The sequence below is a fragment of the Pseudoxanthomonas sp. OG2 genome (assembly GCF_014192765.1).
GTDB lineage: Bacteria > Pseudomonadota > Gammaproteobacteria > Xanthomonadales > Xanthomonadaceae > Pseudoxanthomonas_A > Pseudoxanthomonas_A beigongshangi.
Window position 1 is genome coordinate 14646 of sequence record NZ_JACHYM010000003.1, and the last position, 25415, is coordinate 40060.

The window sequence follows — 25415 nt, forward strand, 5'->3', positions numbered from 1 at the left end:
GGGGGAGGGACAGCGGTCGCGCACCTTACCGGCGCGGGAGCCGTCGCCGCTATCGCAGAACGATGACAGAAAGATGACGGTTAAGCCGGGATTTGCCTGGCGGGTGGGCGGTTGGCCCGGAAAGGGAGCACCGCGCCGCGAGGGCGCGGCGGGTGGATGGTGCGAAGAAGCCGCCGAGCGAGCTCGGCTCTACGGGGAGGGGCAGGGGGCGCCGGCGTCGGCCCAGGTCTTGAAGGCGGCGACGAACTTGTCGTGCGGGACTGGCACCGGGGCACGGTTGCCGCCGGGGTTCCAGCCCCACAGCACCAGCTTGTCCTCGGCGACGTGCTTGATCAGCGCGGGCATGTCGCGATCGCCATTGAGTTTGCGGTCCTGGATCATCGCGCACAGCTCGTGGGCCGGCAGGCCGATCCAGGCCATCTTGTGATCCGGCGGCGGCAGTTGCCAGTGCGGTGCGCCCGGCGGCGCGTGCGCGCTGTAGCCGGCCGGCGGATTGGCTTCGCCGTGGCAGGTGGAGCAGGGCTGGCCGGGCGCGCCCTTGCCTTCGGGACCGCGCACCACGTTCATCATGTGCGGGGTCTGGCTGTCGAACTGCAAAGGCTGATCGCCGGGAATGTGGCAGTTGCTGCAACGTGGATGCTGGAACACCTGCTCGACGGTGGCGAAGGCTTGCAGTGCCTGCGCCTTCTGTTCGGCGCTGATGCGCGGGCCGCAGGCGGCCAGCAGCAACGACAGCAAGGCGATGAAGAAGAGGGCGGCGGCGCGCATCGTCGGATCCTCAGGCGGGCTTGGCCGCGGGGGCCAGGGTGAAGGGAAGATCACGCAGGCGCTGGCCGGTGAGCGCGAACACCGCGTTGGCCACTGCCGGCGCGATCGGCGGCGTACCGGGTTCGCCCACGCCGCCCATCTTGTCCGTGCTCGGCACGATGTGCACTTCCACCACCGGCATCTCGGGCAGACGCAGCACCGGATAGTCGTGGTAGTTGGATTGCTCCACCTCGCCATTCTTGAAGGTGATGCGCCCGTGCAGCGCGGCGCCCAGGCCGAACGCCAGCCCGCTTTCCAGCTGCGCCTTGACGTTGTCCGGATTCACCGCCAGGCCACAGTCGATCGCGCAGACCACGCGATGGACCTTGATCACGCCGTTGTCGACCGAGACCTCAGCCGCGTGCGCGACGTAGCTGCCGAACGATTCGTGCACGGCGATGCCGTGGCCGCGTCCCTTCGCCGCCGGTTTGCTCCAGCCGAATTTCTCCGCCGCCAGGTTCAGCGCGGCCAGGTGGCGCGGATGATCCTTGAGCAGGCGCCGGCGGTATTCCAGCGGATCCTGCCCCGCCGCGTGCGCCAGTTCATCGACCAGGCTTTCCATCACGAAGCCGTTGTAGCTGTGCCCCACGGAGCGCCACCACAGCACCGGGATGCCGGTCTTGGGCGAATGCAGATCCACCCGGTGCGCGGGCGTGCCCAGCACGTACGGCGAATCGGCCACGCCTTCCACCGAGGTCGCGTCGATGCCGTTCTTCACCGTGAACGGCTCGAACGGCGTGCCGGCGGTGATCGACTGGCCGACCATCACCTGCTGCCAGGCCACCGGCGTGCCGTCCGCGGCCAGCCCCACCTTGGCGCGCTGCACGTAGGCCGGGCGGTAATAGCCGCCACGCACGTCGTCCTCGCGCGGCCACACCGTCTTGACCGGCGCCTTGGCGGCCTTGGCCACTTCCACCGCCTCGGACACGAAGTCCGACACCGGCGTCGCGCGCCGGCCGAAGCCGCCGCCGAGGAAGGTGGTGTGGATGCGGATCTGTTCCGGCTTCAGCCCGGTGATGCGCGCGGCGACCTGCTGGTCGACGGTCTGGAACTGGGTGCCGGTCCAGATGTCGCAACCTTCGGCGTCGATCTTCACCGTGCAGTTGAGCGGTTCCATCGGTGCGTGCGCCAGGTAGGGCACGCTGTACTCGACTTCCACCACCTTGGCCGCCTGCGCCATCGCCGCGGCCGCATCGCCGGCCTGCACCGCCACCGCACCGGCCGTGCGCGCCTGCGTGGCGAACTGTTCGCGCAGCCGCGCGCTGTCCAGATCCGCGTGCGGGCCGCGATCCCATTCCACCTTCAGCGCGTTGCGGCCCTGCAAGGCGGCCCAGTAGTGATCGGCGATCACCGCCACGCCGCTGGGCACCTGCACCACGTTGCGGACCCCGGGCACCGCCTTGGCGGCGGTGGCGTCGAACGATTTCACCGTGCCGCCGAACACCGGCGCGCGCGCGACCACCGCGGTGAGCAGGCCGTCGAACTGCACGTCCATGCCGAAGATCGCGCGACCGGTGATCTTCTCCGGCGTGTCCAGGCGCTTGGCGCCCTTGCCGATCAGCTTCCAGTCCTTGGGATCCTTGAGGGTGAGCGTCTTCGGATCCGGCGCCTTCAGCTGCCCGGCCGCGTCGGCCAGTTCGCCGTAGCGCAGGCGCTGGTCGCCATGCACCACCACACCGTTCTCGGTCTTCAGCTCCGCCACCGGCACGCCCAGGCGCGCGGCCGCGGCTTGCAGCAGCAAGGCGCGTGCGGTGGCGCCGGCCATCCGGTAGCGATCGAACTCGGACCAGGTGCTGGTCGAGCCGCCGGTCATCTGCATGCCGAAGGCGGTATGCGCGTAGGCCGGTGCGGCTGGTGCGTGCTCGACCTTCATCTTCGTCCAGTCCGCATCCAGCTCCTCGGCGATCAGCATCGGCAGCGTGGTCCAGATGCCCTGGCCCATTTCCGAGTGCGACAGCAGCACGGTGATGCTGTCGTCGGCGGCGATGCGCAGGAAGGCGTTGGGCGCGAACGGTGCGACCGTGGCCGGCGCGGCGGCGGCGTTCTGCGCCAGCGCGAAGCGGCCGGCGGCCGGCACGATGAAGCCGATGACCAGGCCGCCGCCGAGGACGGCGCCGGCCTTGAGGAACTGGCGGCGGGAAGAGGAAGCGACGGAATCCGCAGGCTTGGCGTCCACGAACATTCTCCGATCGGATGCCGGGCCCTTGTGGTCCGGCGCGGGGGGAAGAGGAATCAGGCCTTGCCCAACTGCGCGGCGCGGTGCACCGCCGCGCGGATGCGCGGGTAGGTGCCGCAGCGGCAGAGATTGCCCGCCAGCGCCTGGTCGATGTCCTGATCAGTGGGGCTGGGCACCACCGCCAGCAGCGCGGCGGCGGTCATGATCTGGCCGGACTGGCAGTAGCCGCACTGCACCACGTCCAGTTCGGCCCACGCCTGCTGCACCGGATGGCGTCCGTCGGATGACAGGCCTTCGATGGTGGTGATCTTCTTGCCGGCCACCGCGGAGACCGGGGTGACGCAGGCGCGCAAGGGGACGCCGTCGATGTGCACGGTGCAGGCGCCGCACTGGGCGATGCCGCAACCGAACTTGGTGCCGGTGAGTTTCATCAGGTCCCGCAGGACCCAGAGCAGCGGCATGTCGGGCGGCGCCGCGACCTCGTGCTCGGAACCATTCACGTGCAGTTTCATGCTCGATCCCTGGCGTCGGCTGGGGAGTTGGCACATTACGCCCGCGGATGCGACATTGCCAAGACATCCGGCGACTTTTTTCGGAGGCCCATGTCCAGCCAGCGCAAGGTGTTGGAAGCCGCCCTGCGGGCCGTGGCGACCGGCGATGCCGGCGCGGGCCTGGCGGTGGTGGTGGACACCGAGGGATCGACCTACGTGCATGCCGGGGCGATGGCCCTGTTCAGTGCGCGCGACGGCCAGACCGGCTGGTTGAGCGGCGGCTGCCTGGAGCCGGACATCCAGCGCCGCGCGCTGGCCGCGGCCGACGCGGGCGCGCTGGACTGGATGGACATCGACACCCGCGACGACGAGGACTTGCTGTCCGGATCCGCGGTCGGCTGCCGCGGACGCCTGCACCTGGCGCTGCTGCCGCTGGCCCGGCTGGCAGGTTTGGCGGCGTTGCTGGAAGACTGGCAGCGGGGCGGCGAAACACTGCATTGGTCCTTCGATGCCGGCGGCGAAGTGCGTGCCGGCATCGGCGCGCGCCAGGCGCACTGGAGATTGCCGGTGACCGCTGGCGCCGAGACGCCGCAACGGCCGGCTTACGGGCTGGCGATCCGGCCCGCGCCGAAGGTGCTGATCTGCGGTGCCGGCCCGGAGACGCCGCTGCTGGTGCCCTGGCTGCGCGAACTGGGCTGGCGGGTGACCCTAGCCGAACGCCGCCCGCGCTGGCAGCCGCACGCCGCGCTGGCGGATCTGGCCTGGGACGTGTCGCCCACCGACGCGGCCGCGCGTGCCGACGGCCATGCGGCCGCGCTGGTGATGCACCACCACTTCGAACTGGATCGCGAGGCGCTGGCGGCGCTGGCCGAAACCGAGCTGCCCTTCATCGGCCTGCTCGGACCGGGGCGCCGCCGCGACGATCTGTTCAAGGTGCTGTCGGCGCCGACCCGCGAACGCCTGCGCCATCGCCTGCGCTCGCCGATCGGCCTGCGTCTGGGCGGGCAGGGACCGGAGGCGATCGCGCTCAGCATCGCCGCGCAGTTGCAGGCGGTGCTGGCCGGCGAACCGGCATGACCTCGGCGCACGACGCGGTGGTGCTGGCGGCCGGCGGCAGCCGCCGGCTCGGCCAGCCCAAGCAACTGCTCACCCGCGAAGGCGAGACGCTGGTCCGTCGTGGTGTCAGGCTGGCGATGGAAACCGCGCCGCGCCGGCTGCTTGTAATCGTTGGCGGGCATGCGGAAGCGGTGAGCGCGGCGGTGCGCGATCTGCCGGCGGACATCCTGTTCAATCCCGAATGGGAAGAAGGACTGGCGAGCAGCCTGCGTCTGGCCGCGGCGACACTGGCGCCCACATGCGCGGATTCGTCATCCGCCTGCCTGCTGCTGGCCTGCGATCAGCCGGCGCTGGAAGCGGCGCACCTGGCCGCGTTGCGCGAAGGCTTCATCGTCCGTGGCTGCGCGGCGACCCGCCACGGCGAGGGCCGCGGCGTCCCGGCATGGGTGCCGGCGGATCTGTTGGCGCAGGCAAGCTCACTGCAAGGCGATCGCGGCCTGCGCGGACTGCTTGCGGCGCGTGCAGACGAGCACATCGCCCTGCTCGACGCCCCGGAACTGGCCCGCGACATCGACACGCTGGACGATCTGCGCGAAGCGCGCCGACGTGGCTGGATCGATCCGGTTCCGGACGCGATGCCGGATCCTTCCCCCTGAAACGAAAACGGCCGGCAGGCGCCGGCCGTTTTCCTGTTCACGCCGATGCGATCACAACGCGCGCAATGCGGTGGTGATCGGCAGGCGCGCCGCGCGCAGCGCCGGGAACAGGCCGCCGACCAAGCCGATGCCGAGCGCCCACTTCAGGCCGTTCCACAACAACTCGGGCGTGACCTTGAACTGGAACACCACCTGGCTGAAGTTGCTGCCCAGGGTCGAGACGCTGTAGCCGTTGAAGATGGCCCAGGCGATCACGCCGCCCAGCACGCCGCCCAGCAGTGCCAGCAGCATCGTCTCCAGCATCACCGCGGTGACCACCGGCAGGCCGCGGAAACCGATCGCGCGCATGGTGGCGATTTCGCGCGCGCGCCCGGCCACCGCCGAGTACATGGTGTTGAGCGCGCCGAACACCGCGCCGATTGCCATGATGGTGCCGATCACGATGCCCAGCCACTTAATGATCGTGGCCAGCTGCCCGGACTGCTTGCTGTAGTACGCGCGGGTGGTTTCCACGTCCAGTTTCAGGCGCGGATCGCCCTCGACCGCGGCCTTGAACTGGTCGAAGCCGGCCTTGCCGTCGGTCTTGACCGTGATCGACTGGTAGGCGCTGCGGTTGTAGGTGGACGACAGGGTCTGCGCGTCGCCCCACAGTTCCGAGTCGTGCGCGTCGCCGGAAGCGAACCGGCCCACCACGGTCCATTCCTGGTTGCCGAGATTGAGCTTGCTGCCGACCTTCAGGCCGCGGAACTGGGTGGCCGCGCCCTGGCCGACGACAATCTCGCGCAGGCCGGCGCCGAACTTGCGGCCCTCGACCAGCTTGATCTTGTCGCGGACCAGCCAGGCCTCCTCGCCCACGCCGCGGAACTGCGCGTTGGCATCGGTGCCGTCGGCCATGCTGGGCAGGTTGACCACCTGCGACAGTTCGGCCGACATCAGCGGCTTGCCGTTCGGTCCCTTGGCGACGCCGGGCAGGCTGGACAGCAGCGGCGCCTGTTCGCGGGTGATGACCGAATTGGTTTCCGCCTGCGAACCGCCGCGCAGCACGATCGCGGTGGTGTCGTCGCCGGTGCTGTTGAGGGTGGCCTTGAAGCCTTCGCCCATCGCCAGCATGGCGACCAGCACGCCGACCACGCCGGCGATGCCGACCACGATCACCGAGGACGCGCCCCAGCGTTGCGGCAGGCTGCTGATGCCGATGCGCGCGGCGGCCAGCGCCAGCCGGCCACCGCGGGTCAGCAGCAGCCACAGCGCCAGCAGCACGGCCAGGCCCAGTACCAGGAACCACGGCAGGTTGATCCAGACCACCAGGAAGACGGCCAGGCCGACGACGGAGATGATGTTTGCAATCCAGTTGGGCATGTCGTTCTCCTCAGCGTCCAGCCAGTGCATCGACGATCTTCAGGCGCTTGGCGCGCAGCGCCGGCAGCAGGCCGACGACGATGCCGATGACCACCATCAGGCCCAGCCCGACCAGCCAGGTCTGGGTGGGAACGTTCGGCAGCGAGATGGCGCCCTGGCTGGCCGCGGTCAGGCCCGGCATGATCACCGCCGCCAAGCCCATGCCGATCAGGCCGCCGAGCACGATCAGCAGCACCGACTCGATCATCACCAGGGTCAGCACCGTGCCGTCCTTGAAGCCCAGCGTCTTCAGCACCGCCAGTTCCGGCACCCGCTCGCGCACCGCCTGGGCCATGGTGTTGCCGGTCAGCAGCAGCAGGGTGAAGAACACCGCGCCCATGATCGAGGTGACGATCAGGCCGATGTCGGCGAACTGCTTGGCGAAGGCCTGCTGGAACGCCGACTCGGTCTGGCTCTTGGTCTCGTGGTCCGAGTTGGCCGACAGCGCGTCGATGGCGCGCGCCACCTGGTTGGCCTGGTTGGTGTTGGCCAGTTGCACCGTGTACCAGCTGACCTGGCTCTTGATGTAGTCGTTGGATTCGTCGAAGTATTTCCAGTTCATCATCAACTGGTTTTCCGCGCCGACGTTCTTGCGATCCTTCACCCGGAAGATGGCCTTCAGTTCCAGCGGCCAGTCGTTGCTGCCGCCACGCGGGAAGATGGTGGCCTTCAGCGGAATGGTGTCGCCAATCTTCCAGCCGTGCTTCTTGGCCAGCGACTCGCCGACGATGGCGGCGTTGCGGGTGTCCTGGAACGCCTTGAGCTGATCCGGCGGCACCGTGTACTCGGTGTAGACGTCGAAGAAGTTGGGCGCCACCGAGAAGTTGGGGAAGAAATCCTTGGGATCGCGGTAGATGCCGCCGAACCACATGGCGTAGGTGGCCTTGCGCACGCCGGGCACCGATTCGATCTGCGGCAGCAGGTTGATCGGCAGCGACTGGGTGATCGACAGGCGCGAGGCGACCACCAGGCGGTTGGCGCCATCGACGCTGCCGCCGGAGTTGAACGCCACCCGCACCGAATCCAGCAGGCCGAACAGCAGGAAGGCCGCGACCACGGACAACAGGGTCAGCAGCGTCCGCGTCTTGCTGCGGAACAACTGTGCCCAGACCAGGGACAGATATTTCATCGCCGCCTCCCGTCAGTGGGCCAGCGCAGGGGCGTCGACCAGCTCGCCCTTGTCCAGGTGGATGGTGTGGGTCGCGTACTCGGCCGCCTTCGGATCGTGGGTGACCATGATGATGGTCTTGCCATGCTCGCGGTTGAGCAGGCGCAGCAGGTCCAGGATTTCCTCGGCCGAGTGGCGATCCAGATCGCCGGTCGGTTCGTCGCAGATCAGGAAGGTCGGATCCGAGACGATCGCTCGGGCGATCGCCACGCGCTGCTGCTGGCCGCCGGAGAGCTCGTTGGGACGGTGCGCGCCGCGTTCGGCCAGGCCGACCAGCTGCAGGGCGATTTCCGCGTTGCGCTTGCGCTGGGCGGCGCCGAGCTTGGTCAGCAGCAGCGGCAGCTCCACGTTCTTCTGCGCGGTCAGCATCGGCATCAGGTTGTAGAACTGGAACACGAAGCCGACATGGTGGCTGCGCCAGGTGGAGAGCTGGGCGGCGCTCATGCTGTCGATGCGCTGGCCCTCGATCTCGATTTCGCCCGAGGTCGGGGTGTCCAGGCCGCCGATGAGGTTGAGCAGGGTTGTCTTGCCCGAGCCGGACGGTCCCATCAGGGCGACGAAATCGCCCTTGGGAATATCCAGGTTCAGTCCGTGCAGCACCTGCACCTTTTCCGGACCGCGCTGGTAGGTTTTGACGAGGTTGCGAATGGTGACCAGTGAGGACATCGTGTTTTCCCTTCTGTGGTGTTCGGAGGCGCGCGCCGGCGACGTGATCGTCGCCCGCGCGCACGGCATTGCGTTGTCTTGCGTTGCAGCCAACCACTTTGGTGCGCGCCCGGGCATGGTTTCCCTGGCGTCCTGCGGGCCGCGCTACCGACGGGTGGCGGCGGTCATGAATCGGCAGCCGGTGGAGCCTGCCGGGCACGCGTCGCAACGTCCGCGACGCGCGCGATGGAACCGGAACCGTTACTGCGCTTCGTCCTCGGCCAGCGTGACCTTGCTGCCGTCCTGCAATTCATCCGGCGGGCTGAGCACCACCGTGTCGCCCGCACCCAGGCCCGACAGCACCTGGCGATCGTCGCCCATCGGCTGGCCGACCTTCAGCAGGCGCTGTTCGACCGTGTTCTGCTCGGTCAGGGCGAACGCCACCGGCTGGCCGTCGCGCTCGACGATGGCCGCCGACGGGGCGCGCACGCCCTGCGGCTTCTTCTCCTCGGCCGGCTTGGCCGCTTCCAGGAAGCTCACCCGCACGCCCATGTCCGGGACGATGCGCGGATCCTTCTGCTTCAGCGCGATGCGCACCTTGACCGTGGCCTTGCCGCGATCGGCGGTGGGAATGATGGCGATGACCTCGGCCGGAATCTTCCAGTCGGGGTAGGCGTTGAGGGTGGCTTCCACCGGCATCTTCGGCTGCACCCGGCCGATGAAGGCCTCGCCCACGTCCACTTCCACTTCCAGCGAATCCATGTCGACGATGGTGCCGATGCCGGTGCGGGTGAAGCCGCCGCCGGCCGACAGCGGCGACACGATTTCGCCGGGCTGGGCGGCCTTGGCGATCACCACGCCGGAGAACGGCGCGCGTACCACGGTGTTGTCCTTGCCGATGTCGGCGATGCGCAGGCGATCGGCGGCGGCGCGCTGGTTGCGCTGCGAGGTCAGTGCCTCGGCGCGCAGGGCGTCGCGTTCGGCCACGGCCTGGTCGTATTGCGAGCGCGCGACCAGTTGCTGCTGGGTCAGCTGCGACAGCCGGCGCACGTTGGCCTCGGCTTCCTTCAGCCGCGCCTGCACGCCGGTGCTCTGGCTGCGCGCGGCCTGCAACTGGCTTTCGGCCAGCGCGCGCTCGGCGTCGGCGTCGATCGGTTCCAGCCGCGCCAGCACCTGGCCGGCCTCGACCTGCATGCCTTCCTCGATCAGCACTTCCTGGACCTTGCCGGTGACCTTGGCCGACACCGTCGCCATCCGCCGCGCGACCACGTAGCCGGTCGCATCCAGCACCGAGGCCGAAGCGCCGCTGCTGCCGATCGCGATGACCGGCGCGGTCCGCACCGGCACGCCCTTGTCGCGCCCGAACACGAACCAGCCGCCCACCGCCAGCAGCACCAGCACGGCGGCCACGCCCAGTCCAATCCACAGGCCGCGGCGCGACGGCGGTTCCGGCGGCGCGGCCTTGCGATCGATGCGGAGTTCCTTCAACAGGTCGGCGGAAGAGTTCATCGCTTATCCAGACGGGCGAACGCGGAAAGTGTGACCAGCTAGGGTAACCCGGCCCAGTTGCCGGAAGTCACTTGTTGCCGGCCCTGGCGGCTCCGCGCCCGGAGCGGGGAGGGCACAGGATGCCCGGCCAGGGCCGGACGACCAAGTGACAGCTGTCATCCACCACGCATGAAGACCGCCACTGCCGGGTCCGCCGGCGGCGGCCTAGATTGGTCGCATCGCCGACACCTCGGGAGCGCGCCCCACATGGATACGCAGGCACCGCAGTACGAACCGGCCCGGTTGCGCGCCGTGCACAAGCGCTATGGACCGATCACCGCCCTGGCCGGACTGGATCTGGCACTGGCGCCTGGACGCCTGCTGGCGCTGCTGGGTCCCAACGGCGCCGGCAAGAGCACGGCCATCGCGATCCTGCTGGGCCTGCAACCGCCCGATGGCGGCGAGGCCCGCCTGTTCGGCCAGGCGCCCGGCGCGATGGCGGTGCGCCGGCGCATCGGGGTGATGCTGCAGAGCGCCGGCATTCCGGACACGCTCAAGGTGCGCGAACTGCTGGATCTGACCCGCAGCTACTATCCGGCCCCGCGCAGCGTCGCCGATTGCGTGGCGATGGCCGGACTGGATGGCCTGCTCGAACGCCGCTACGGCCAGCTATCGGGCGGCCAGCAGCGGCGCGTGCAGTTCGCGCTGGCGATCTGCGGTCGTCCGCAACTGCTGTTCCTGGACGAACCCACCACCGGCCTGGACATCGACGCGCGCCAGATCCTCTGGCAGGCCATCCGCGAACTTGTCGCGGGCGGCTGCGCGGTGCTGCTGACCACGCATTACCTGGAGGAAGCCGAGGCGCTGGCCGATCGCGTCGCGGTGATCGATGGCGGACGCGTGATCGCCGAGGGCAGCGTGGCCGAGGTGCGCGCGCGGGTCGCGCAGCGGCGCATCCGCTGCCTCACCGCGTTGCCGGCCGAGGTCGTGGCCGGCTGGCCGCAGGTGCGCAGCGCCCGGCATGACGGCGAGCGCCTGGAGATCGTCGCCGATCTGGCCGAACCCGTGGTGCGCCGGCTGCTGGCCGAGGACGCCGCGCTGACCGAACTGGAAGTGGCCCGCGCCGGCCTGGCCGAGGCCTTCATCAGCCTCACCCGGCAGGCCCGCGAACAGGAGGCCGCCTGATGGACACCACGATCGCTCCTGCGCGCGCGCCGCTGCGCGCCTACCTGCTGGAAGCCCGCTACGAATTCCTGCGCCTGCTGCGCACGCCTTCGTTCTCCCTGCCGACCCTGCTGTTTCCCGCGTTGTTCTACCTGCTGTTCGGCGTGCTGCTGGGCGCGCGGCAGGGCGGTGACGTGGCGGCGCGCTACTTCCTGGCGACCTATGGCGTGTTCGGGGTGATGGGCGTGGCCCTGTTCGGTTTCGGCGTGAGCGTGGCCCTGGATCGCGAACGCGGCCTGCTGGCGCTCAAGCGCGCGCTGCCGATGCCGCCGGCGGCCTATCTGCTGGCCAAGACCGCCATGGCGATGATCTTCGCCGCCGTGGTGTCCGTGCTGCTGGCGCTGATCGCCGCGGGCCTGGCCGGGGTTTCGCTGTCGCCGTGGCAATGGGCGGCGCTGTGGCTGGTCAACGTGCTGGGCGTATTGCCGTTCGCCGCGCTCGGCCTGTGGCTGGGCTGTCTGGTCGGTGGCGAGGGCGCGCCGGCGGTGATCAACCTGGTGTACCTGCCGATGGCATTCCTGTCCGGCCTGTGGTTGCCGCTGAGCATGCTGCCGGCGGTGCTGTCGCAACTGGCGCAGTTGTGGCCGGCGTATCATCTGGCCCAGATCGCGCTGCGGGTAGTCGGCAAGGATGCGGGCCAGCCGCTGATCCTGCATCTGGCCGTGCTGGCGCTCGTCACCGTCGTGTTCGGCCTGCTGGCCTGGCGGCGCCTGGCGCGTCCGGCCTGAGGTTCGGTTCCGTTCCGGAGAATCCGCGTGTTCATGTACTTCCCGCCCGTATCCGAGAACTCGCTGGCGAACCTGCACGAGCGGCGCAGCGAGCTGCGCGGGCGCGGCACCGGGCGCTGGTTCCCGTTGCTGATGCTGATCTGGTCGATCTGGATCTTCGTCACCCCGATGTCCAACCCGGCGTCGTTCCCGAACTGGCTGTGGCCCACCCTGGCCAGCTACGCGGTGTTCCTGTTGCTGTTCCATGGCGCTTACTACCGCGACCGCCGGTACATGCTGTTCAACGCGCTGGGCATGGCGGTGCTGGGCTATGCGCTCACGCCGTTCAATCCCGGTGCGCAGAGCTACATGATCTACGCCTGCGCCTTCATGGCGTTCGCCGGCCCCACCCGTTCCGCGATTGCCTGGATGCTGGTGCTGCTGGCCGCGTATTCGGTGGAATGGATGGCGCTGGGCTGGCCGCTGATCTACCTGGCCAGCACGCTCATGGTCGGGTTCGCGGTGGGCCTGATGAACATCAGCTTCGCGCGCAAGGCGCAGGCCGACGCGGCGCTGATGCTCAGCCACGAAGAGGTGCGCCGGCTGGCCGCGATGGCCGAGCGCGAGCGCATCGGCCGCGACCTGCATGATCTGCTTGGCCACACGTTGTCGCTGGTGGCGCTCAAGTCGGATCTGGCCGGCAAGCTGCTGGATCGGGATCCGGCGGGCGCGCGGCGCGAGATCGACGAGGTCAGCCGGGTCGCCCGCGACGCGTTGGCGCAGGTGCGCAGCGCGGTCACCGGCATCCGCGCGGCGGGCCTGGCCGCCGAACTGGCCTCGGCACGGCTGCTGCTGGAATCCGACGGCGTGACGCTGACCTGTCCGGCCGGGATTCCGCCGCTGTCGCCGGAACAGGAAACCGTGCTCGCGCTGACCGTGCGCGAGGCGGTGACCAACCTGCAACGGCACGCCCGCGCCAGCGCCGCGCGGGTGGAGCTGGAAGTGGCAGACGGACGCTTGCGGCTACGCATCGAGGACAACGGACGCGGCGGCGCCATCGTGCCCGGCAACGGGCTGAGCGGCATGCGCGAGCGGCTGGAAGCACTTGGCGGCAGCCTGCGCGTCGATGCACGCCCCGGCCGCGGCACCGTGCTGGAAGCCAGTCTGCCGGCAGGCCCGCTGGCGCCACAGGCCTCCGGCGCGGCATCCTTGCTGCCCGCGCAGACCTGAGGACGCCCCATGCCGCACGCCCCGCATCCGGCGCAATCCCCGCGCGCATGATCCGGGTGTTGCTGGCCGAGGATCAGGCGATGGTGCGCGGCGCGTTGACCGCGCTGCTCAACCTGGAAGCGGACATCGAAGTCGTCGGCACCGCCGCCGACGGCGAATCGGCGTGGCGCGAATTGCAGCGGCTGCGTCCGGACCTGCTGGTCACCGACATCGAAATGCCCGGCCTGACCGGGTTGGAACTGGCCCAGCGCATCCATCGCCACGCGTGGCCCACCCGGGTGGTGATCGTCACCACCTTCGCCCGCGCCGGCTATCTGCGCCGCGCGCTGGACGCGGGCGTGTCGGGTTATCTGCTCAAGGACGCGCCGGCCGACCAGCTGGCCGCCGCGCTGCGCAAGGTCCATGCCGGCGGCCGCGCGATCGATCCGCAGCTGGCGCTGGAAGCCTGGAACGAAGCCGACCCGCTCAACGATCGCGAGCGCCAGGTGCTGCGGCTGGCCGGCGAGGGCCTGTCGGCCGGCGACATCGCGCGCCAGCTCAATCTTTCGCAGGGCACCGTGCGCAACTACCTGTCCGAGGCCATTGGCAAGCTCGGCGTGAGCAACCGCATCGAGGCCTATCGGCTGGCGCGCCAGCGCGGCCTGCTGTAGTCGGCGCTGTAATCGCGGCTTCCACATTCGTCAGCGTACGTTCTCACGCGCCGACAACCCGCCGTCAGCGGGCGCGGCGAAACCTCGCAAAGCGCAACGGAAGCCGCCCGCGCGCTTTCGATGCGGTCCGCGTGACGCGCGTCATGATGTGTCGCTGGTTCCATAACGGTGCCTGCGGGATTGTCGTGTCCGGTGCCTGTGCTTAGGCTGGGGCCGGTCCCGACCCGGCACTGACGCATTCCCGTGAGACCCCGCCAAGCCAACCGACTCGGTCTTTTCGCCGCCGCGCTGATCTTCGTGGCCATCGGTGCGGGCGTGTTCTACGGGGCGCAACGCTTCATTTCCGACGCCAACCGGGTGACCCACACCAATGAGGTCATCGCGCTCATCGGCGCCATCGAAGCGGCGGTGCATGACAGCGAGTCCGCCCAGCGTGGCTATCTGCTCACCGGCAACGTCAACTACCTGGCCGACTACGGGCGCAGCCGCGACCAGTTGCCCGATGCGATCGAGCGCCTGCAACTGCTGGTCCGCGACAACCCCGAACAGACCCGGCGGGTGGTCGCGTGGCGGATCGAAATCCTGCGCAGGCTCTCGCAGATGGAAGCCACCGTGGGCAACTTCCGGCTCGGCGGCCTGGCGGCGGCACAACGTTCCATCAATCATGAAGTGCGGCAGGCGAGCGTCAGCATCCGCGATCAGGCCGAAACGCTGATCGCCGCCGAGCGCGAACTGCTGGCCCAGCGCGCCAGATCCAGCCAGGACAGTGCCAACCTGTTGCGTGGCTTGGCGCTGCTCGGCATTCCGCTGGGGCTGGCGGTGACCGGACTGGTCTATTGGCTGCTGGTGGGCGAGATCCGCCGCCGGGCCCGCGCGGAGGAAGCCAGCAGCGATGCCCGCCGGCAACTGATGGTGACCATCGACAAGCTGGAGACCCACAGCGCCGACCTCAATGAACTCAGTCGCTACAGCGGCATGCTGCAGAGCTGCGTGCGTACCGAGGAGGCGATCCGGCTGGCCACCCAGCATTTCGCCCGCCTTCTGCCGCACGTCGGCGGGACGCTGTACCGGATTCGCGCCTCGCAGGACTACGCCGAGGAAGCCGCGCACTGGGGCGAGCACGCGCTGCACAGCGACGCCATGTTCCCGCTGGAAGCCTGCTGGGCGCTGCGCCGCGGCCAGCCGCACGTGCATCGCGCGCATGCCGAGATGCTGGGCTGCACCCACGTCATGTCGCCGGCGCTGCACGCCTCGCCGACCACCGCCTGCATTCCGCTGATCGCCCAGGGCACCCAGCTGGGCCTGCTGTACTTGTCCAGCCACGACGACGGGTTCCTGGCCCGCCAGGATCTGATCGAGACCGCCGCCGAGCAGCTGTCGATGGCGCTGTCCAACCTGGACCTGCAGGAACGCCTGCGCCTGCAATCCATCCGCGAACCGCTGACCGGCCTGTTCAACCGCCGCTACCTGGAGGAATCGCTGGCGCGCGAACTGGCGCGCTGCGAACGGCGCGGCCTGCCGCTGAGCGTGATGATGATGGATCTGGATCACTTCAAGGCCTTCAACGACCTGCACGGCCATGTCGGCGGCGACACCCTGCTGTCCGGGTTCGGCCAGTTGCTGCAGAAGCTGGCGCGCAGCGAGGACATTGCCTGCCGCTACGGTGGCGAGGAGTTCACCCTGATCCTGCCGGAAACCGATCTGGACACCGCGCGCGAGCGCGCCGAGAGCATCCGCGCGGCGGTGGGCGCGATGCGCATCCGCCACATGGGCCAGGAACTGCCGGCGGTCACCGTGTCGATCGGCGTGGCCAGCTTCCCGCTGCACGGGCGCCAGGGCGAAAGCCTGATCCGCCACGCCGACGAAGCGCTTTACCGCGCCAAGCGCGATGGCCGGGACCGGGTGGAAGCGGCCGCCGAGTCAGGCGGCCACGTGGTCCATCAGGCGTAGCGCGCCTTCAGCAGCGCGTAGGCGCTGCGCAGGGCCAGCGCCTCGCCGCCGGCGGGGCGGCCGGGACGATCGCTGTCGTTCCACGCGTACACGTCCAGGTGCGCCCACTTCTGGGTGGCCGGCAGGAAGCGTTCCAGGTACAGCGCGGCGGTGACCGCGCCGGCCATGCGCGAACCGGCGTTGGCCAGATCCGCCACGTTGCTGGTCAGGTAGCGCAGGTAGGGACGCCACAGCGGCATCCGCCAGACCGGATCGCGCATGCGATCGCCGGCGGCGATCCAGTCGTTGGCCAGCGCGTCGTCATTGGCGAACAGGGCCGGCAGATCCGGACCCAGCGCGATCCGCGCCGCGCCGGTGAGGGTGGCGAAATCCAGCACGATCTCCGGCGACTGCTCGCCGGCGTAGGTCAGCGCGTCGCACAGGATCACCCGCCCTTCGGCGTCGGTGTTGTCGATTTCCACGCTGATGCCCTTGCGGGTGGCGATGATCTCGCCGGGGCGGAACGCGTTCGGACCGATGCTGTTCTCCACCGCAGGCAGCAGCAGCGTCAGGCGCACCGGCAGCCCCCGCGCCATCACCAGCCCGGCCAGCGCCAGCGCGTGCGCCGCGCCGCCCATGTCCTTCTTCATGTTGCGCATGCCGTCGGCCGGCTTGATGTCCAGCCCGCCGGTGTCGAAGCACACGCCCTTGCCGACCAGCGCCACGTGCGGATGCGCCGGGTCGCCCCATTGCAGCGCGATCAGGCGCGGCGCGCGATGCGATGCGCGGCCGACCGCGTGGATGGCGGGGAAGTTCTGCGCCAGCAGCTGATCGCCGGCGATGACGTCGATGTCCGCGCCATGCGCCTCGGCGATCGCGCGCGCGGCCGCTTCCAGTTCGTCCGGACCCATGTCCTCGGTCGGCGTGTTGACCCAGTCGCGCACGCGCAGGCTGGCGGTCAGCAGATCCTGCGCTTCGGCGTCGGGCTCGCCCAGCACCAGCCGCGCCGGCAACCGATAGGGTGTCTTGTAGCGGCTGAAGCGGTAGCTGCCCAGGCCCCAGCCCAGTTGCAACGCCGCGTGCGCATCGGCATCCAGGTCATGCGCGATCCGCCAGTCGCCCGCGGGCAGCGCGAACGGCGCGTGCGCGTAGCTGTAGGGATCCAGCGGGTCGCCCACGCCCATCACCGCGCCGGCCAGCCCCTCGGCATCCGGCAGCAGCGCCAACGTGCCCGGCGCGGCGCTGTAGTTCTGCGCCTCCAGCCACGCGCGCACGGCGGCGGGCTGCGCATCGCGCCAGCTTTCCCAGCCGCCGCGCGCGACGACGTGCAGGGGTCGGGCCTGGGGGGAATCCTGGGTGTAGCCGGGGGAAAGGTTCATGCGCGGGCATGCTCCGTGGCGAAATCGGGATGGGCATCCAGCCAGTCGGCCAGTGCGGTGAGGGTGGCGAATTCCAGGTCCGGCAACGGATCCGGATGCGGCCAGCCGGCCAGGTGATCGACGTGGTCGATCCGGTTGAGCCAGCAGGTGCGCAGGCCGGCGCGCGCCGCGCCGACCACGTCCAGATCGATGTGGTCGCCCACGTGCAGCACCTGCGCGGGCGGCACGCCCAAGCGATCGCAGGCGGCCAGGAAGATGCCCGGTTCCGGCTTGGCCGAACCGTGCTCGCGTGCGCCCAACTGGAACACGAAATGCCGGGCCAGCCCGATTCGCTCCAGATCGGCGTTGCCGTTGGTGACCGCCGCCACCGGCACCCGCGCGGCGATGCGCAGCAGCGCGTCGATGGCATCGGGGTAGCATTCGACCTGGTTGCGGGCCGCGTAGAACACTTCGTAGGCCGGTTCCAGCAACGCCGGATCCGCTCCGCTCTCGTGCAGCGCGCGCTGCAGGGTCAGGCGGCGCAACGCGCTGAGGTCGTGGATCAGTTCCGGATGGGCGGTGAACACCTGCTCGCGCAGCGCGCGCATGCGTTCGACCGGAAACAGTTCGGCGGTACGCGGACTGTGTTCGATCAGCCACTCGTGCAGCACCCGTTCAATCCGCGCGCCGATGGGCGCGAACGGCCAGAGGGTGTCGTCGAGGTCGAGGGTGATGGCGCGGACGGGGAAGCTCACGGGGCGATTTTACCCCGCCCCGCTTCCAGCCGCCGAAAACGCTTACCCACTCCCTTCTTGTGGGAGCGACGTGAGTCGCGATACCCGACCATCGCCAGGAAAGCCACAGACGGGGTATGGCCGGTTCCGTGCCAAAAGCTCGCGACTCACGTCGCTCCCACAGGTTGGAGGGGGCGGGGCGGGTTACTCCAGCAGGCGGGCCCAGCCTTCCATGCCTTCCACCCGCGCCAGCACCAGTTTCACGCAGACGAGCAGCGGCACCGCCAGCAGCAGGCCGATGATGCCCCACGCCCAGCCGAACAGCATCAACGCCAGGATCAGCACCAGCGGCGACAGCGCCATCCGCCGGCCCAGGATGATCGGCGTGATGATCTGGCCTTCCAGCGTATGCAGCACCAGGTAGATGCCGGCCGGCAGCAGCGTATGCAGCGGATCGTCGAAGGTGATGAAGCCGACCAGCAGCATCATGATCACCCCGATCAGCGGGCCGACATACGGCGCGAAGTTGAGCAGCGCCACCAGCGTGCCCCACAGCATCGCCTCGCTCAGTGGCATTTTCAGCAGGTACAGCGCGGTGGCGAAGATCAGGCCCACCACCGTGTTGATCACGCTGATGGTCAGTACGTAGCGCGAGACCTCGCGCTCGATGGAATGCAGGATGTCCACGGTGAACTTCTTCTGCTGCCGGCTGGACAGCAGCGCGATGGCCTGCCGCTGCAGGTTCTCGCCGTAGACCATGAAGAAGAACGTCAACAACACCACCGCCAGGATCGAGGCCAGCAAGCGGGGCGTGGTGGTCAGCATGCGGTAGGGATCGTCCTGCGCGGTGCGCACGATCTGCGGGCGCTTGCCGGTCTCGCCGCCGGCGGCGCGGGCGAAGTTCTCCGCCGCGCGGTTGGCCTCCTGCACAGGCTTGGTCCACTCGCGCAGCTTCGGCGCCAGCTGGCGCAGTTCGCTCGGCGCCTCGCGGAACCACACCGAAGCCGGCTGCCACAACTGCGTGCCCAGCGCCCCGGCGGCGGCCAGTCCGCCCAGCAGCACGATCAGCGCGGCCAGGAAGCGCGGCAGGCGCAGGCGCCGCAGCGTGCGGATGATCGGATTGCCGACCAGCGCGAAGAACGCGGCCAGCAGCACCGGCAGCACCACGTCCTGCGCCGCCCACAGGGTGAACCCGACCGCCAGCGTCGCCAGCACCACCAGCGCGATCGGCGCACGCGGGCGCGGCGGCAGCGGCGTGGATTCGGCGGCGGCAGCGGGGGTGTCGCCAGCGGGCGAAAGGGCCATCGGGGCACTCCGGAAATGGAGTCCGATTATGCCGCTCCAGGCCGGTTCCGCACGGCCGGCGCGGTGGCCGGACGGGTTCCGGCAGGCGTCATCGTCATGGCGTGAAAGGGAAGCGGGTTTGGTTCACGCCGAATCGACGGGCATCGGGCGACACAAGCCATACCCCCTTCGAAGAAGGGGGTGGGCGCCGCAGGCGACCGGGGAATTGACCCGCCATGCGGCGGTTGTGGAGCGCCTGCTTTTACGCGGAAGAGCCAATCCCCCTCGTTCCCCCTTTTTCAAAGGGGGAGGCAAAGCAGAGCCACAAGAAGAACCCCGCGCGCTCGCGAGAAGTGATTGTGAACTACCCCCTTCGACGAAGGGGGTGGGCGCCGCAGGCGACCGGGGGATTTGCTTTACGCGGGAGAGCCAATCCCCCTCGGTCCCCCTTTTCAAAGGGGGAGGCAAAGCAGAGCCACAAGAAGAACCCCGCGCGTTGCGAGAAGTGGTTGCGAACTACCCCGTTCGAAGAAGGGGGTGGGCGCCGCATGCGACCGGGGGATTGACCCGCCATGCGGCGGTTGTGGAGCGCCTGCTTTTTGCGCGGAAGAGCCAATCCCCCTCGTTCCCCCTTCTTCGAAGGGGGAGGCAAGAGCAACATCAGGGCGTGCGGGGGCAACGACTGGACGGATTTCGCGAGCCTAGCGCTCGGACATCTCGGTCGCCGCTTCCGCCGGCATGGGCTGGCGGATGGGCATCTCTTCCTCGTCGAAGGCTTCATCCACCAACGGCTCTTCCGGCGGGTAAGCCTGCGAGCCCGCCTGTTCTTCCTGCACCGCCTGCGCGGTGTCGGCGGCCTCGCTGGCCTGATCGGCGGCGGTGGCCGCCTGCACGGTGGCGAACAGGCTGCTCAGCGAACCCACCATCTGCAACCAGCGCGCGCCGTTCATCGAGCGCAGCGGTTCGGCGCGGCCGGCCAGGAAACCACTGACCAGTCCGGCAATCATGATGCGTCCGGGCGTCCAGCTGTCGCGCCAGACCTGGCTCAGGGTCTGCCAGTGCGTCCGGGTCTGCAGCGCGCGGCCCTCGACCAATTGCTCGGCGCGATCCACGCGGCGTTGCAGGCGTTCGAAATTCATCGCGCCGCTCCCGGGTCGGTGTCGCCATCCTCGTCGGCGTCGTCGTGCTCGTCGAACAGGCCCAGCCGCTGCAACTGGCGGCGGGTGGCGTGCAGCCCGGTGTGATCGAAATATTGCCCCACCTTCCACGCCGCCAGCACGGTCACGCCGATGCTGACCAGCGCGGTCACCGACAGCGATTGCAGCCAGGTCCAGCCCAGCCGCTGCAGCAACGCGATCAACGCACCGGCGCACAACAGCCAGGCCGAGGCGCCGAAGATGATCGCCACGCCGGCCCAGGCCAGCGCCCGGCCGAACGCGCTGCGCGCCAGCGCCAGATCCGCCGACACCAGCCGGCGCAGCGCGCGACCGGTGTCACCGGCCGACGCCAGCGCCGCTTTGCCGGCCGCGCCGACCTCGCGCAGGCTGTCGTCCAGCCCGGGCTTGGCGGCTCGGGGTGCTTCGGTGTCGGAAGATTCCGGCGGAACGCTCACGCGTGGGGCTTACTTGTCGCCGCTGCGTGCCAGCTTGGCGATGATCCAGCCGGCGGCGAAGGCCACGCCGAACGAGGCCAGCGGACGCTCGCGGATCAGGTCGGCGGCGCTGTCGATCAGATCGCGGCCCTTGTCCATCAACGCATCCACCTGTTCGCGGGCGGCGGCGCCACCCACTTCGGCGGCGGCGATGCCGGCCAGCGCGCTGTCGGCCAGCTCGGACTTCACGTTGGCCTTGCCCAGCTTCAGCTCGTCGCCGGCCGCGCCGGCGGCGCCCTTGATCGCCTCGCCGGCGGCGGATGCGGCCGACTTCAGGTGCGAACCAGCCTCGCCCAGATTGCTCTTCATCGCATCGGTAGCGGTGGGATTGCTCATCGTCGTCTCCAGCAGTGAGGGATTGCCGCTCCACTCTATAGCAGGTGGGCATGAATGGGCTGTTATGTGGCCGATTGGGGGCTTTGCGCAAATCCCAGGATCAGAAGCAAATCCCCCTCAATCCCCCTTTTGACCAGCCATTCGGCTGTTGAGAAGCGCTGCAAAGGGGGAGGCAAAGCGGCATCCGGCGGAGATGAAGCACAGCGAGGAATCCCCCCTTTGAAAAAGGGGGGCAGGGGGGATTTGCTTCTGCTTTGCGCTGCTTCGCCTACTGCATCAGCAGATTGCCGGAGCTGCGCCCACGCAGAATCTGCAACACCAGTTGCTGCGGCTTGCGTTCGAAGCTGGCGCGGAAGCTGGCCAGATCGGCGAAATCGCCACTGCTGCCACCCACCACCAGATCGCCCGGACGCAGGCCGCTGTTCCAGGCTCGGCTGCCGCGAGCGACATTGGCCACTTGCAACCCTCCGACCGCGCCCATGCTGCGCAGCTGCTGGCGCGAGCCTTCGTCCAGATCCTTGAAGGTCGCGCCGGTCAGGCGCGGATCCACCGTCGAACCATCCAGCGAACGCAGGCCTTCCTGCAACGTCGCCGTCAGCTGCAACGGCTTGCCGTCGCGGCGCACGTCCAGGCTGATCCGGCTGCCGACATCCTGCAGACCCTCGAAGTTGTGCAGCGACGGCGCGTTGTCGATGCGCTGGCCGTTGGCGGCCAGCACCACGTCGCCGGACTGCAGGCCGGCGGCGGCGGCGGCCGAGCCCGGATACACCCGGGTCACCAGCGCGCCGCGCGGGTTCTCCAGGCCCAGGCCCTTGGCCAGGCGCTCGTCCACGTTCTGGGTTTCCACCCCGAGCGTGCCGCGCTTGACCACGCCGTTGTTGGCGATCAGCTGGTCCTTGATGTTGCGCGCCAGGTTGATCGGAATCGCGAAGCCCAGGCCGATGTTGCCGGCCATGCTGCCGCGCGGGTTGAAGCTGGCGGTGTTGATGCCCACCAGTTGGCCTTGCAGGTTGACCAGCGGACCGCCCGAGTTGCCCGGGTTGATGGAGGCGTCGGTCTGGATGAAGTTCTGGAAGCCCGCCATCGGGATGCCGCTGCGACCCACCGCCGAGACGATGCCCGAGGTCACCGTCTGGCCCAGGCCGTAGGGATTGCCCATCGCCACCACGAAGTCGCCGACCTGCAACTGGTCGCTGTTGGCCATCGGGATGGCGGTCAGGTTGGTGGCCGGGATGCGGATGACCGCCACGTCGGTGTCCGGGTCCGAACCCAGGAACTCCGCTTCCATGGTGCGGCCGTCGCTGAGGGTCACCGACACGCCGTCGGAATTCTCGATGACGTGGTGGTTGGTCAGGATCAGGCCCTGCTGGGCATCGATGATCACGCCCGAGCCCAGCGCGCGCTCCACGCGTTCGCGCGGCATGTCCGGGATGCCGAAGATGCGGCGGAAGAACGGGTCGTCTGCGAACGGCCCCAGCGGGCTGGCCACCCGCACGGTCTGGCGGCTGTACACGCTGACCACCGCCGGGGTGACCTGCTTGAGCATCGGCGCCAGCGACGGCACCGGCTGGCCGCCGACGGCGGCCGGCAGCGTGGCGGCGACGGGAATGGCGGCCGCGGGCATCGCCTGCGCGGGCTGCTGGAAGGTTTCGTGGATGGCCGTGGCGGCAAATCCGCCGAAGGCGGCGGCGGCGGTCAGGGCCAGCAGGGTGGGGAGCGGTCGGATCGGTCGCATCGGTCGTATCGCGGCAGGTCGTGAGGGTCTGGGACTTCGGATGGCGGCGCCCCGCGAGGCTTGCAAGGGGCGTCCGCCGTTCCTGAACGAGTGTGCGCATCGACCACTAAACCCGCAATGAAGTTCCACGCCAGGACTGTCCGCGGTTTCACCGGATCACCCCGGATTGTCATGAAAAAAAGCACCATAAGCCGATTGACAGACCCCCCGGCCGGGGGTAGCTTGGCTACCTCGTGCCGCCACTACATATAGCGGTCCGGTGCGAAAGCGGCCCAAGCACTGGTGTTTTTGCTTGACAAAGGAAGGCTCCCCGGGGAGGGGCGCCAAAGCGATGGAAGGGTGTGAGAAAACTAGCGTGAGCCTACGTGAGCACGTTTCCCGCAATCCCGCCAACACACTCCGGCAACCTGCGCCGCGCATGATGGAGCGCTGCGCGCGGGCCGGTCGTCCCCGTCGTCCGGGCACGCTGCGTTAACACACAACTAGAAAAGAACCCGGTTCAGGAACCAAGGAGAACGACACAACATGAGCACGGTGCGCCTCGAGGCGGTCAAGACAGCGGCAACCGGGACCGAGATTCCCATGCAGCCGGCGTCCCAGGACATCTGGGACAAGAAGTACCGGTTGAAGACCAAGCAGGGCGAAGCCCTGGACGCCGACATCGACGGTACCTACCAGCGCGTGGCCCGTGCCCTGGCCGATGCCGAAACCACCAACGAGAAGCGCGCCTACTGGTACGAGCGTTTCGTGTGGGCGCTGCGCCGCGGGGCCATTCCCGCCGGCCGCATCACCTCCAACGCCGGCGCCCAGCAGCACAAGCCGGCCACCAGCACCATCAACTGCACCGTCTCCGGCACCATCGAGGACTCGATGGACGGCATCCTGGACAAGGTCCACGAAGCCGGCCTGACCCTGAAGGCCGGCTGCGGCATCGGCTACGAGTTCTCCACCCTGCGCCCGCGCGGCGCGTTCGTGGCCGGCGCCGGCGCCTACACCTCCGGCCCGATGTCCTTCATGGATATCTACGACAAGATGTGCTTCACCGTGTCCTCGGCCGGCGGCCGTCGCGGCGCCCAGATGGGCACCTTCGACGTCTCCCACCCGGACGTGAAGGACTTCATCCGCGCCAAGCGCGAAGACGGCCGCCTGCGCCAGTTCAACCTGTCGCTGCTGATCACCGACGGCTTCATGGACGCGGTCAACAACGACGGCGACTGGCCGCTGGTGTTCCCGGTCAACATCAAGGAAAAGGGCGACCTGGACCTGGAAGACGCCAACCAGGTGGTCTGGCGCGACTGGCCGACCCACAAGAACTACGTGGTCCGCGACGACGGCCTGGTCGCCTGCAAGATCTACGGCCACATCCGCGCCCGCCACCTGTGGGACATGATCATGGTCTCGACGTACGACTACGCCGAGCCGGGCTTCATCCTGATCGACCGCGTCAACGAGATGAACAACAACTGGTGGTGCGAGACCATCCGCGCCACCAACCCGTGCGGCGAGCAGCCGCTGCCGCCCTATGGCGCCTGCCTGCTGGGCTCGGTCAACCTGACCAAGTTCGTGCGGGATCCCTTCACCGACCAGGCCCGTTTCGACTGGGAGGAATACAAGGAAGTCGTGCGCGTGTTCACCCGCATGCTCGACAACGTGGTGGAAGTGAACGGCCTGCCGCTGGAACAGCAGCGCGCCGAGATCCTGCGCAAGCGCCGCCACGGCATGGGCTTCCTGGGCCTGGGCTCCACCCTGACCATGCTCAAGCACAAGTACGGCAGCCCGGAATCGTGCGAGTTCACCGAATCCATCGCCCGCGAAATGGCCGTGGCCGGCTGGGAAATGGGCCTGGCGCTGGCGAAGGAAAAGGGCGCCGCCCCGATCATGGAAGAGCTGTTCACCGTCACCGCCGAGATGCTGCGCAAGCGTCCGGAAATGGCGAAGGACGGCTGGAAGGTCGGCCAGGAAATCCCCGGCAAGGTCCTGCACGCCAAGTACAGCCGCTACATGCAGCGCGTGGCTTCGGTCGCGCCGGATCTGGTCGATGAAATGGCCGAGGTGGGCAGCCGCTTCACCCACCACAGCTCCATCGCCCCCACCGGCACCATCAGCCTGTCGCTGGCCAACAACGCCTCCAACGGCATCGAGCCCTCGTTCGCGCACCACTACAGCCGCAACGTGATCCGCGAAGGCAAGAAGTCCAAGGAAAAGGTGGACGTCTACTCCTACGAGCTGCTGGCCTACCGCGAACTGGTCAACCCTAAGGCCATGCCGTTCAGCGACGAAGCCGACGCCAAGCTGCCGGAATACTTCATCGCCGCCGACGACATCTCGCCCAAGGAACACGTGGACGTGCAGGCCGCCGCGCAGAAGTGGGTGGACAGCTCCATCTCCAAGACCGCCAACGTCCCCACGGACTACCCCTACGAGGAGTTCAAGGACATCTACCGCTACGCCCACCAGCAGGGCCTGAAGGGCTGCACCACGTTCCGCTTCAACCCCGCCGCCTTCCAGGGCGTGCTGGTCAAGGAAGCGGACCTGGAAAACACCACCTACCGCTTCGAACTGGACGACGGCAGCGTGGTGGAGGTCAAGGGCAACGAGCAGATCGAATACGACGGCGAAATGCACACCGCCGCCAACCTGTTCGACGCGCTCAAGGAAGGCTACTACGGCAAGTTCTGACGGCCGGCGCGCG

At 68.8% G+C, this 25415-nt stretch carries 22 protein-coding genes; 8 read left to right on the top strand and 14 right to left on the bottom strand.

Going from position 1 to position 25415, the window contains the following annotated elements; translation table 11 throughout:
• Positions 1–189 precede the first annotated feature (189 nt).
• Genes FHW78_RS19440 through FHW78_RS19450 form a run of 3 tightly spaced genes read right to left on the bottom strand, consistent with a single transcriptional unit; the run spans position 190 to position 3495 of the window.
• Positions 190–768: a hypothetical protein gene (locus tag FHW78_RS19440; RefSeq protein WP_203323431.1), complete on the bottom strand. Its 579-nt coding sequence runs from the start codon at positions 766–768 to the stop codon at positions 190–192.
• Between the two features lie 10 nt (positions 769–778).
• A complete protein-coding gene (locus FHW78_RS19445; protein WP_343205583.1) occupies positions 779–2983 on the bottom strand; it encodes a xanthine dehydrogenase family protein molybdopterin-binding subunit in 2205 nt (734 codons plus the stop codon).
• A gap of 56 nt (positions 2984–3039) precedes the next feature.
• Entirely contained in the window at positions 3040–3495 is a 456-nt protein-coding gene (locus FHW78_RS19450; RefSeq protein ID WP_183644927.1) for a (2Fe-2S)-binding protein, read from the bottom strand.
• 90 nt (positions 3496–3585) lie between these two features.
• On the opposite strand from FHW78_RS19450, the gene FHW78_RS19455 reads away from it, so the two are divergent.
• Together FHW78_RS19455 and FHW78_RS19460 are read left to right on the top strand one after the other, a co-directional pair.
• Positions 3586–4551, top strand: coding sequence for an XdhC/CoxI family protein (locus FHW78_RS19455; protein ID WP_183644930.1), 966 nt, complete (start codon positions 3586–3588; stop codon positions 4549–4551).
• Positions 4548–5186 carry a nucleotidyltransferase family protein gene (locus tag FHW78_RS19460; RefSeq protein WP_183644933.1) on the top strand — a complete coding sequence of 213 codons (639 nt, stop codon included), beginning with the start codon at positions 4548–4550 and terminating at the stop codon, positions 5184–5186. The genes FHW78_RS19455 and FHW78_RS19460 overlap by 4 nt, the downstream gene beginning before the upstream one ends.
• Before the next feature lie 51 nt (positions 5187–5237).
• Here the strand turns inward: FHW78_RS19460 and FHW78_RS19465 are convergent, their stop codons facing one another.
• The 4 genes from FHW78_RS19465 to FHW78_RS19480 all read right to left on the bottom strand — a co-directional run bounded on the left by FHW78_RS19465 (position 5238) and on the right by FHW78_RS19480 (position 9906).
• Entirely contained in the window at positions 5238–6545 is a 1308-nt protein-coding gene (locus FHW78_RS19465; protein WP_141454165.1) for an ABC transporter permease, read from the bottom strand.
• Between the two features lie 10 nt (positions 6546–6555).
• On the bottom strand, positions 6556–7713 hold the full coding sequence (locus FHW78_RS19470; protein ID WP_183644936.1) for an ABC transporter permease: 1158 nt from the start codon (positions 7711–7713) through the stop codon (positions 6556–6558).
• 12 nt (positions 7714–7725) lie between these two features.
• The gene (locus FHW78_RS19475; RefSeq protein ID WP_183644939.1) at positions 7726–8418 is read right to left on the bottom strand and encodes an ABC transporter ATP-binding protein; all 693 of its coding nucleotides are present in this window, start codon (positions 8416–8418) and stop codon (positions 7726–7728) included.
• A gap of 240 nt (positions 8419–8658) precedes the next feature.
• Entirely contained in the window at positions 8659–9906 is a 1248-nt protein-coding gene (locus tag FHW78_RS19480) for an efflux RND transporter periplasmic adaptor subunit (protein ID WP_183644942.1), read from the bottom strand.
• 246 nt (positions 9907–10152) lie between these two features.
• Between FHW78_RS19480 and FHW78_RS19485 the strand changes: the two genes are divergently transcribed.
• The 5 genes from FHW78_RS19485 (at position 10153) to FHW78_RS19505 (ending at position 15646) form a co-directional block, all read left to right on the top strand.
• Entirely contained in the window at positions 10153–11070 is a 918-nt protein-coding gene (locus FHW78_RS19485) for an ABC transporter ATP-binding protein (RefSeq protein WP_183644945.1), read from the top strand.
• Entirely contained in the window at positions 11070–11837 is a 768-nt protein-coding gene (locus tag FHW78_RS19490; protein WP_183644948.1) for an ABC transporter permease, read from the top strand. Before FHW78_RS19485 ends, FHW78_RS19490 begins: the two co-directional genes overlap by 1 nt.
• A 33-nt stretch (positions 11838–11870) precedes the next feature.
• Positions 11871–13046, top strand: coding sequence for a sensor histidine kinase (locus tag FHW78_RS19495; RefSeq protein ID WP_183645102.1), 1176 nt, complete (start codon positions 11871–11873; stop codon positions 13044–13046).
• 47 nt (positions 13047–13093) lie between these two features.
• Complete coding sequence (locus FHW78_RS19500; protein ID WP_183644951.1) at positions 13094–13696, top strand: response regulator transcription factor; 603 nt, start codon at positions 13094–13096, stop codon at positions 13694–13696.
• Between the two features lie 243 nt (positions 13697–13939).
• Positions 13940–15646 carry a diguanylate cyclase gene (locus FHW78_RS19505; RefSeq protein ID WP_318288443.1) on the top strand — a complete coding sequence of 569 codons (1707 nt, stop codon included), beginning with the start codon at positions 13940–13942 and terminating at the stop codon, positions 15644–15646.
• Here the strand turns inward: FHW78_RS19505 and FHW78_RS19510 are convergent.
• From FHW78_RS19510 to FHW78_RS19540, 7 genes are all read right to left on the bottom strand, one after another.
• A complete protein-coding gene (locus FHW78_RS19510) occupies positions 15637–17004 on the bottom strand; it encodes a leucyl aminopeptidase family protein (protein ID WP_183644954.1) in 1368 nt (455 codons plus the stop codon). The genes FHW78_RS19505 and FHW78_RS19510 overlap by 10 nt on opposite strands.
• Positions 17001–17738 carry an HAD-IA family hydrolase gene (locus FHW78_RS19515; protein WP_183644957.1) on the bottom strand — a complete coding sequence of 246 codons (738 nt, stop codon included), beginning with the start codon at positions 17736–17738 and terminating at the stop codon, positions 17001–17003. The genes FHW78_RS19510 and FHW78_RS19515 overlap by 4 nt, the downstream gene beginning before the upstream one ends.
• A gap of 183 nt (positions 17739–17921) precedes the next feature.
• Positions 17922–19022, bottom strand: coding sequence for an AI-2E family transporter (locus tag FHW78_RS19520; RefSeq protein ID WP_183644960.1), 1101 nt, complete (start codon positions 19020–19022; stop codon positions 17922–17924).
• Between the two features lie 680 nt (positions 19023–19702).
• Complete coding sequence (locus FHW78_RS19525; RefSeq protein WP_183644963.1) at positions 19703–20140, bottom strand: protein sip-5; 438 nt, start codon at positions 20138–20140, stop codon at positions 19703–19705.
• Entirely contained in the window at positions 20137–20613 is a 477-nt protein-coding gene (locus FHW78_RS19530; protein WP_183644965.1) for a phage holin family protein, read from the bottom strand. The genes FHW78_RS19525 and FHW78_RS19530 overlap by 4 nt, the downstream gene beginning before the upstream one ends.
• A gap of 9 nt (positions 20614–20622) precedes the next feature.
• A complete protein-coding gene (locus FHW78_RS19535; protein ID WP_141454151.1) occupies positions 20623–20988 on the bottom strand; it encodes a hypothetical protein in 366 nt (121 codons plus the stop codon).
• A gap of 268 nt (positions 20989–21256) precedes the next feature.
• Complete coding sequence (locus FHW78_RS19540) at positions 21257–22714, bottom strand: Do family serine endopeptidase (protein ID WP_183645108.1); 1458 nt, start codon at positions 22712–22714, stop codon at positions 21257–21259.
• Between the two features lie 534 nt (positions 22715–23248).
• On the opposite strand from FHW78_RS19540, the gene FHW78_RS19545 reads away from it, so the two are divergent.
• Positions 23249–25402, top strand: a complete 2154-nt coding sequence (locus FHW78_RS19545; protein ID WP_183644968.1) for an adenosylcobalamin-dependent ribonucleoside-diphosphate reductase — start codon at positions 23249–23251, stop codon at positions 25400–25402.
• Positions 25403–25415 lie beyond the last annotated feature (13 nt).

Bases quoted from the DNA above. Each gene is read 5' to 3' on its own strand.
- FHW78_RS19545 (WP_183644968.1), top strand. From the start codon at position 23,249: ATGAGCACGGTGCGCCTCGAGGCGGTCAAGACAGCGGCAACCGGGACC.
- FHW78_RS19465 (WP_141454165.1), bottom strand. From the start codon at position 6,545: ATGCCCAACTGGATTGCAAACATCATCTCCGTCGTCGGCCTGGCCGTC.
- FHW78_RS19485 (WP_183644945.1), top strand. From the start codon at position 10,153: ATGGATACGCAGGCACCGCAGTACGAACCGGCCCGGTTGCGCGCCGTG.
- FHW78_RS19500 (WP_183644951.1), top strand. From the start codon at position 13,094: ATGATCCGGGTGTTGCTGGCCGAGGATCAGGCGATGGTGCGCGGCGCG.
- FHW78_RS19450 (WP_183644927.1), bottom strand. From the start codon at position 3,495: ATGAAACTGCACGTGAATGGTTCCGAGCACGAGGTCGCGGCGCCGCCC.
- FHW78_RS19520 (WP_183644960.1), bottom strand. From the start codon at position 19,022: ATGGCCCTTTCGCCCGCTGGCGACACCCCCGCTGCCGCCGCCGAATCC.
- FHW78_RS19510 (WP_183644954.1), bottom strand. From the start codon at position 17,004: ATGAACCTTTCCCCCGGCTACACCCAGGATTCCCCCCAGGCCCGACCC.
- FHW78_RS19440 (WP_203323431.1), bottom strand. From the start codon at position 768: ATGCGCGCCGCCGCCCTCTTCTTCATCGCCTTGCTGTCGTTGCTGCTG.
- FHW78_RS19525 (WP_183644963.1), bottom strand. From the start codon at position 20,140: ATGAATTTCGAACGCCTGCAACGCCGCGTGGATCGCGCCGAGCAATTG.
- FHW78_RS19495 (WP_183645102.1), top strand. From the start codon at position 11,871: ATGTACTTCCCGCCCGTATCCGAGAACTCGCTGGCGAACCTGCACGAG.
- FHW78_RS19535 (WP_141454151.1), bottom strand. From the start codon at position 20,988: ATGAGCAATCCCACCGCTACCGATGCGATGAAGAGCAATCTGGGCGAG.
- FHW78_RS19490 (WP_183644948.1), top strand. From the start codon at position 11,070: ATGGACACCACGATCGCTCCTGCGCGCGCGCCGCTGCGCGCCTACCTG.
- FHW78_RS19460 (WP_183644933.1), top strand. From the start codon at position 4,548: ATGACCTCGGCGCACGACGCGGTGGTGCTGGCGGCCGGCGGCAGCCGC.
- FHW78_RS19480 (WP_183644942.1), bottom strand. From the start codon at position 9,906: ATGAACTCTTCCGCCGACCTGTTGAAGGAACTCCGCATCGATCGCAAG.
- FHW78_RS19470 (WP_183644936.1), bottom strand. From the start codon at position 7,713: ATGAAATATCTGTCCCTGGTCTGGGCACAGTTGTTCCGCAGCAAGACG.
- FHW78_RS19475 (WP_183644939.1), bottom strand. From the start codon at position 8,418: ATGTCCTCACTGGTCACCATTCGCAACCTCGTCAAAACCTACCAGCGC.
- FHW78_RS19455 (WP_183644930.1), top strand. From the start codon at position 3,586: ATGTCCAGCCAGCGCAAGGTGTTGGAAGCCGCCCTGCGGGCCGTGGCG.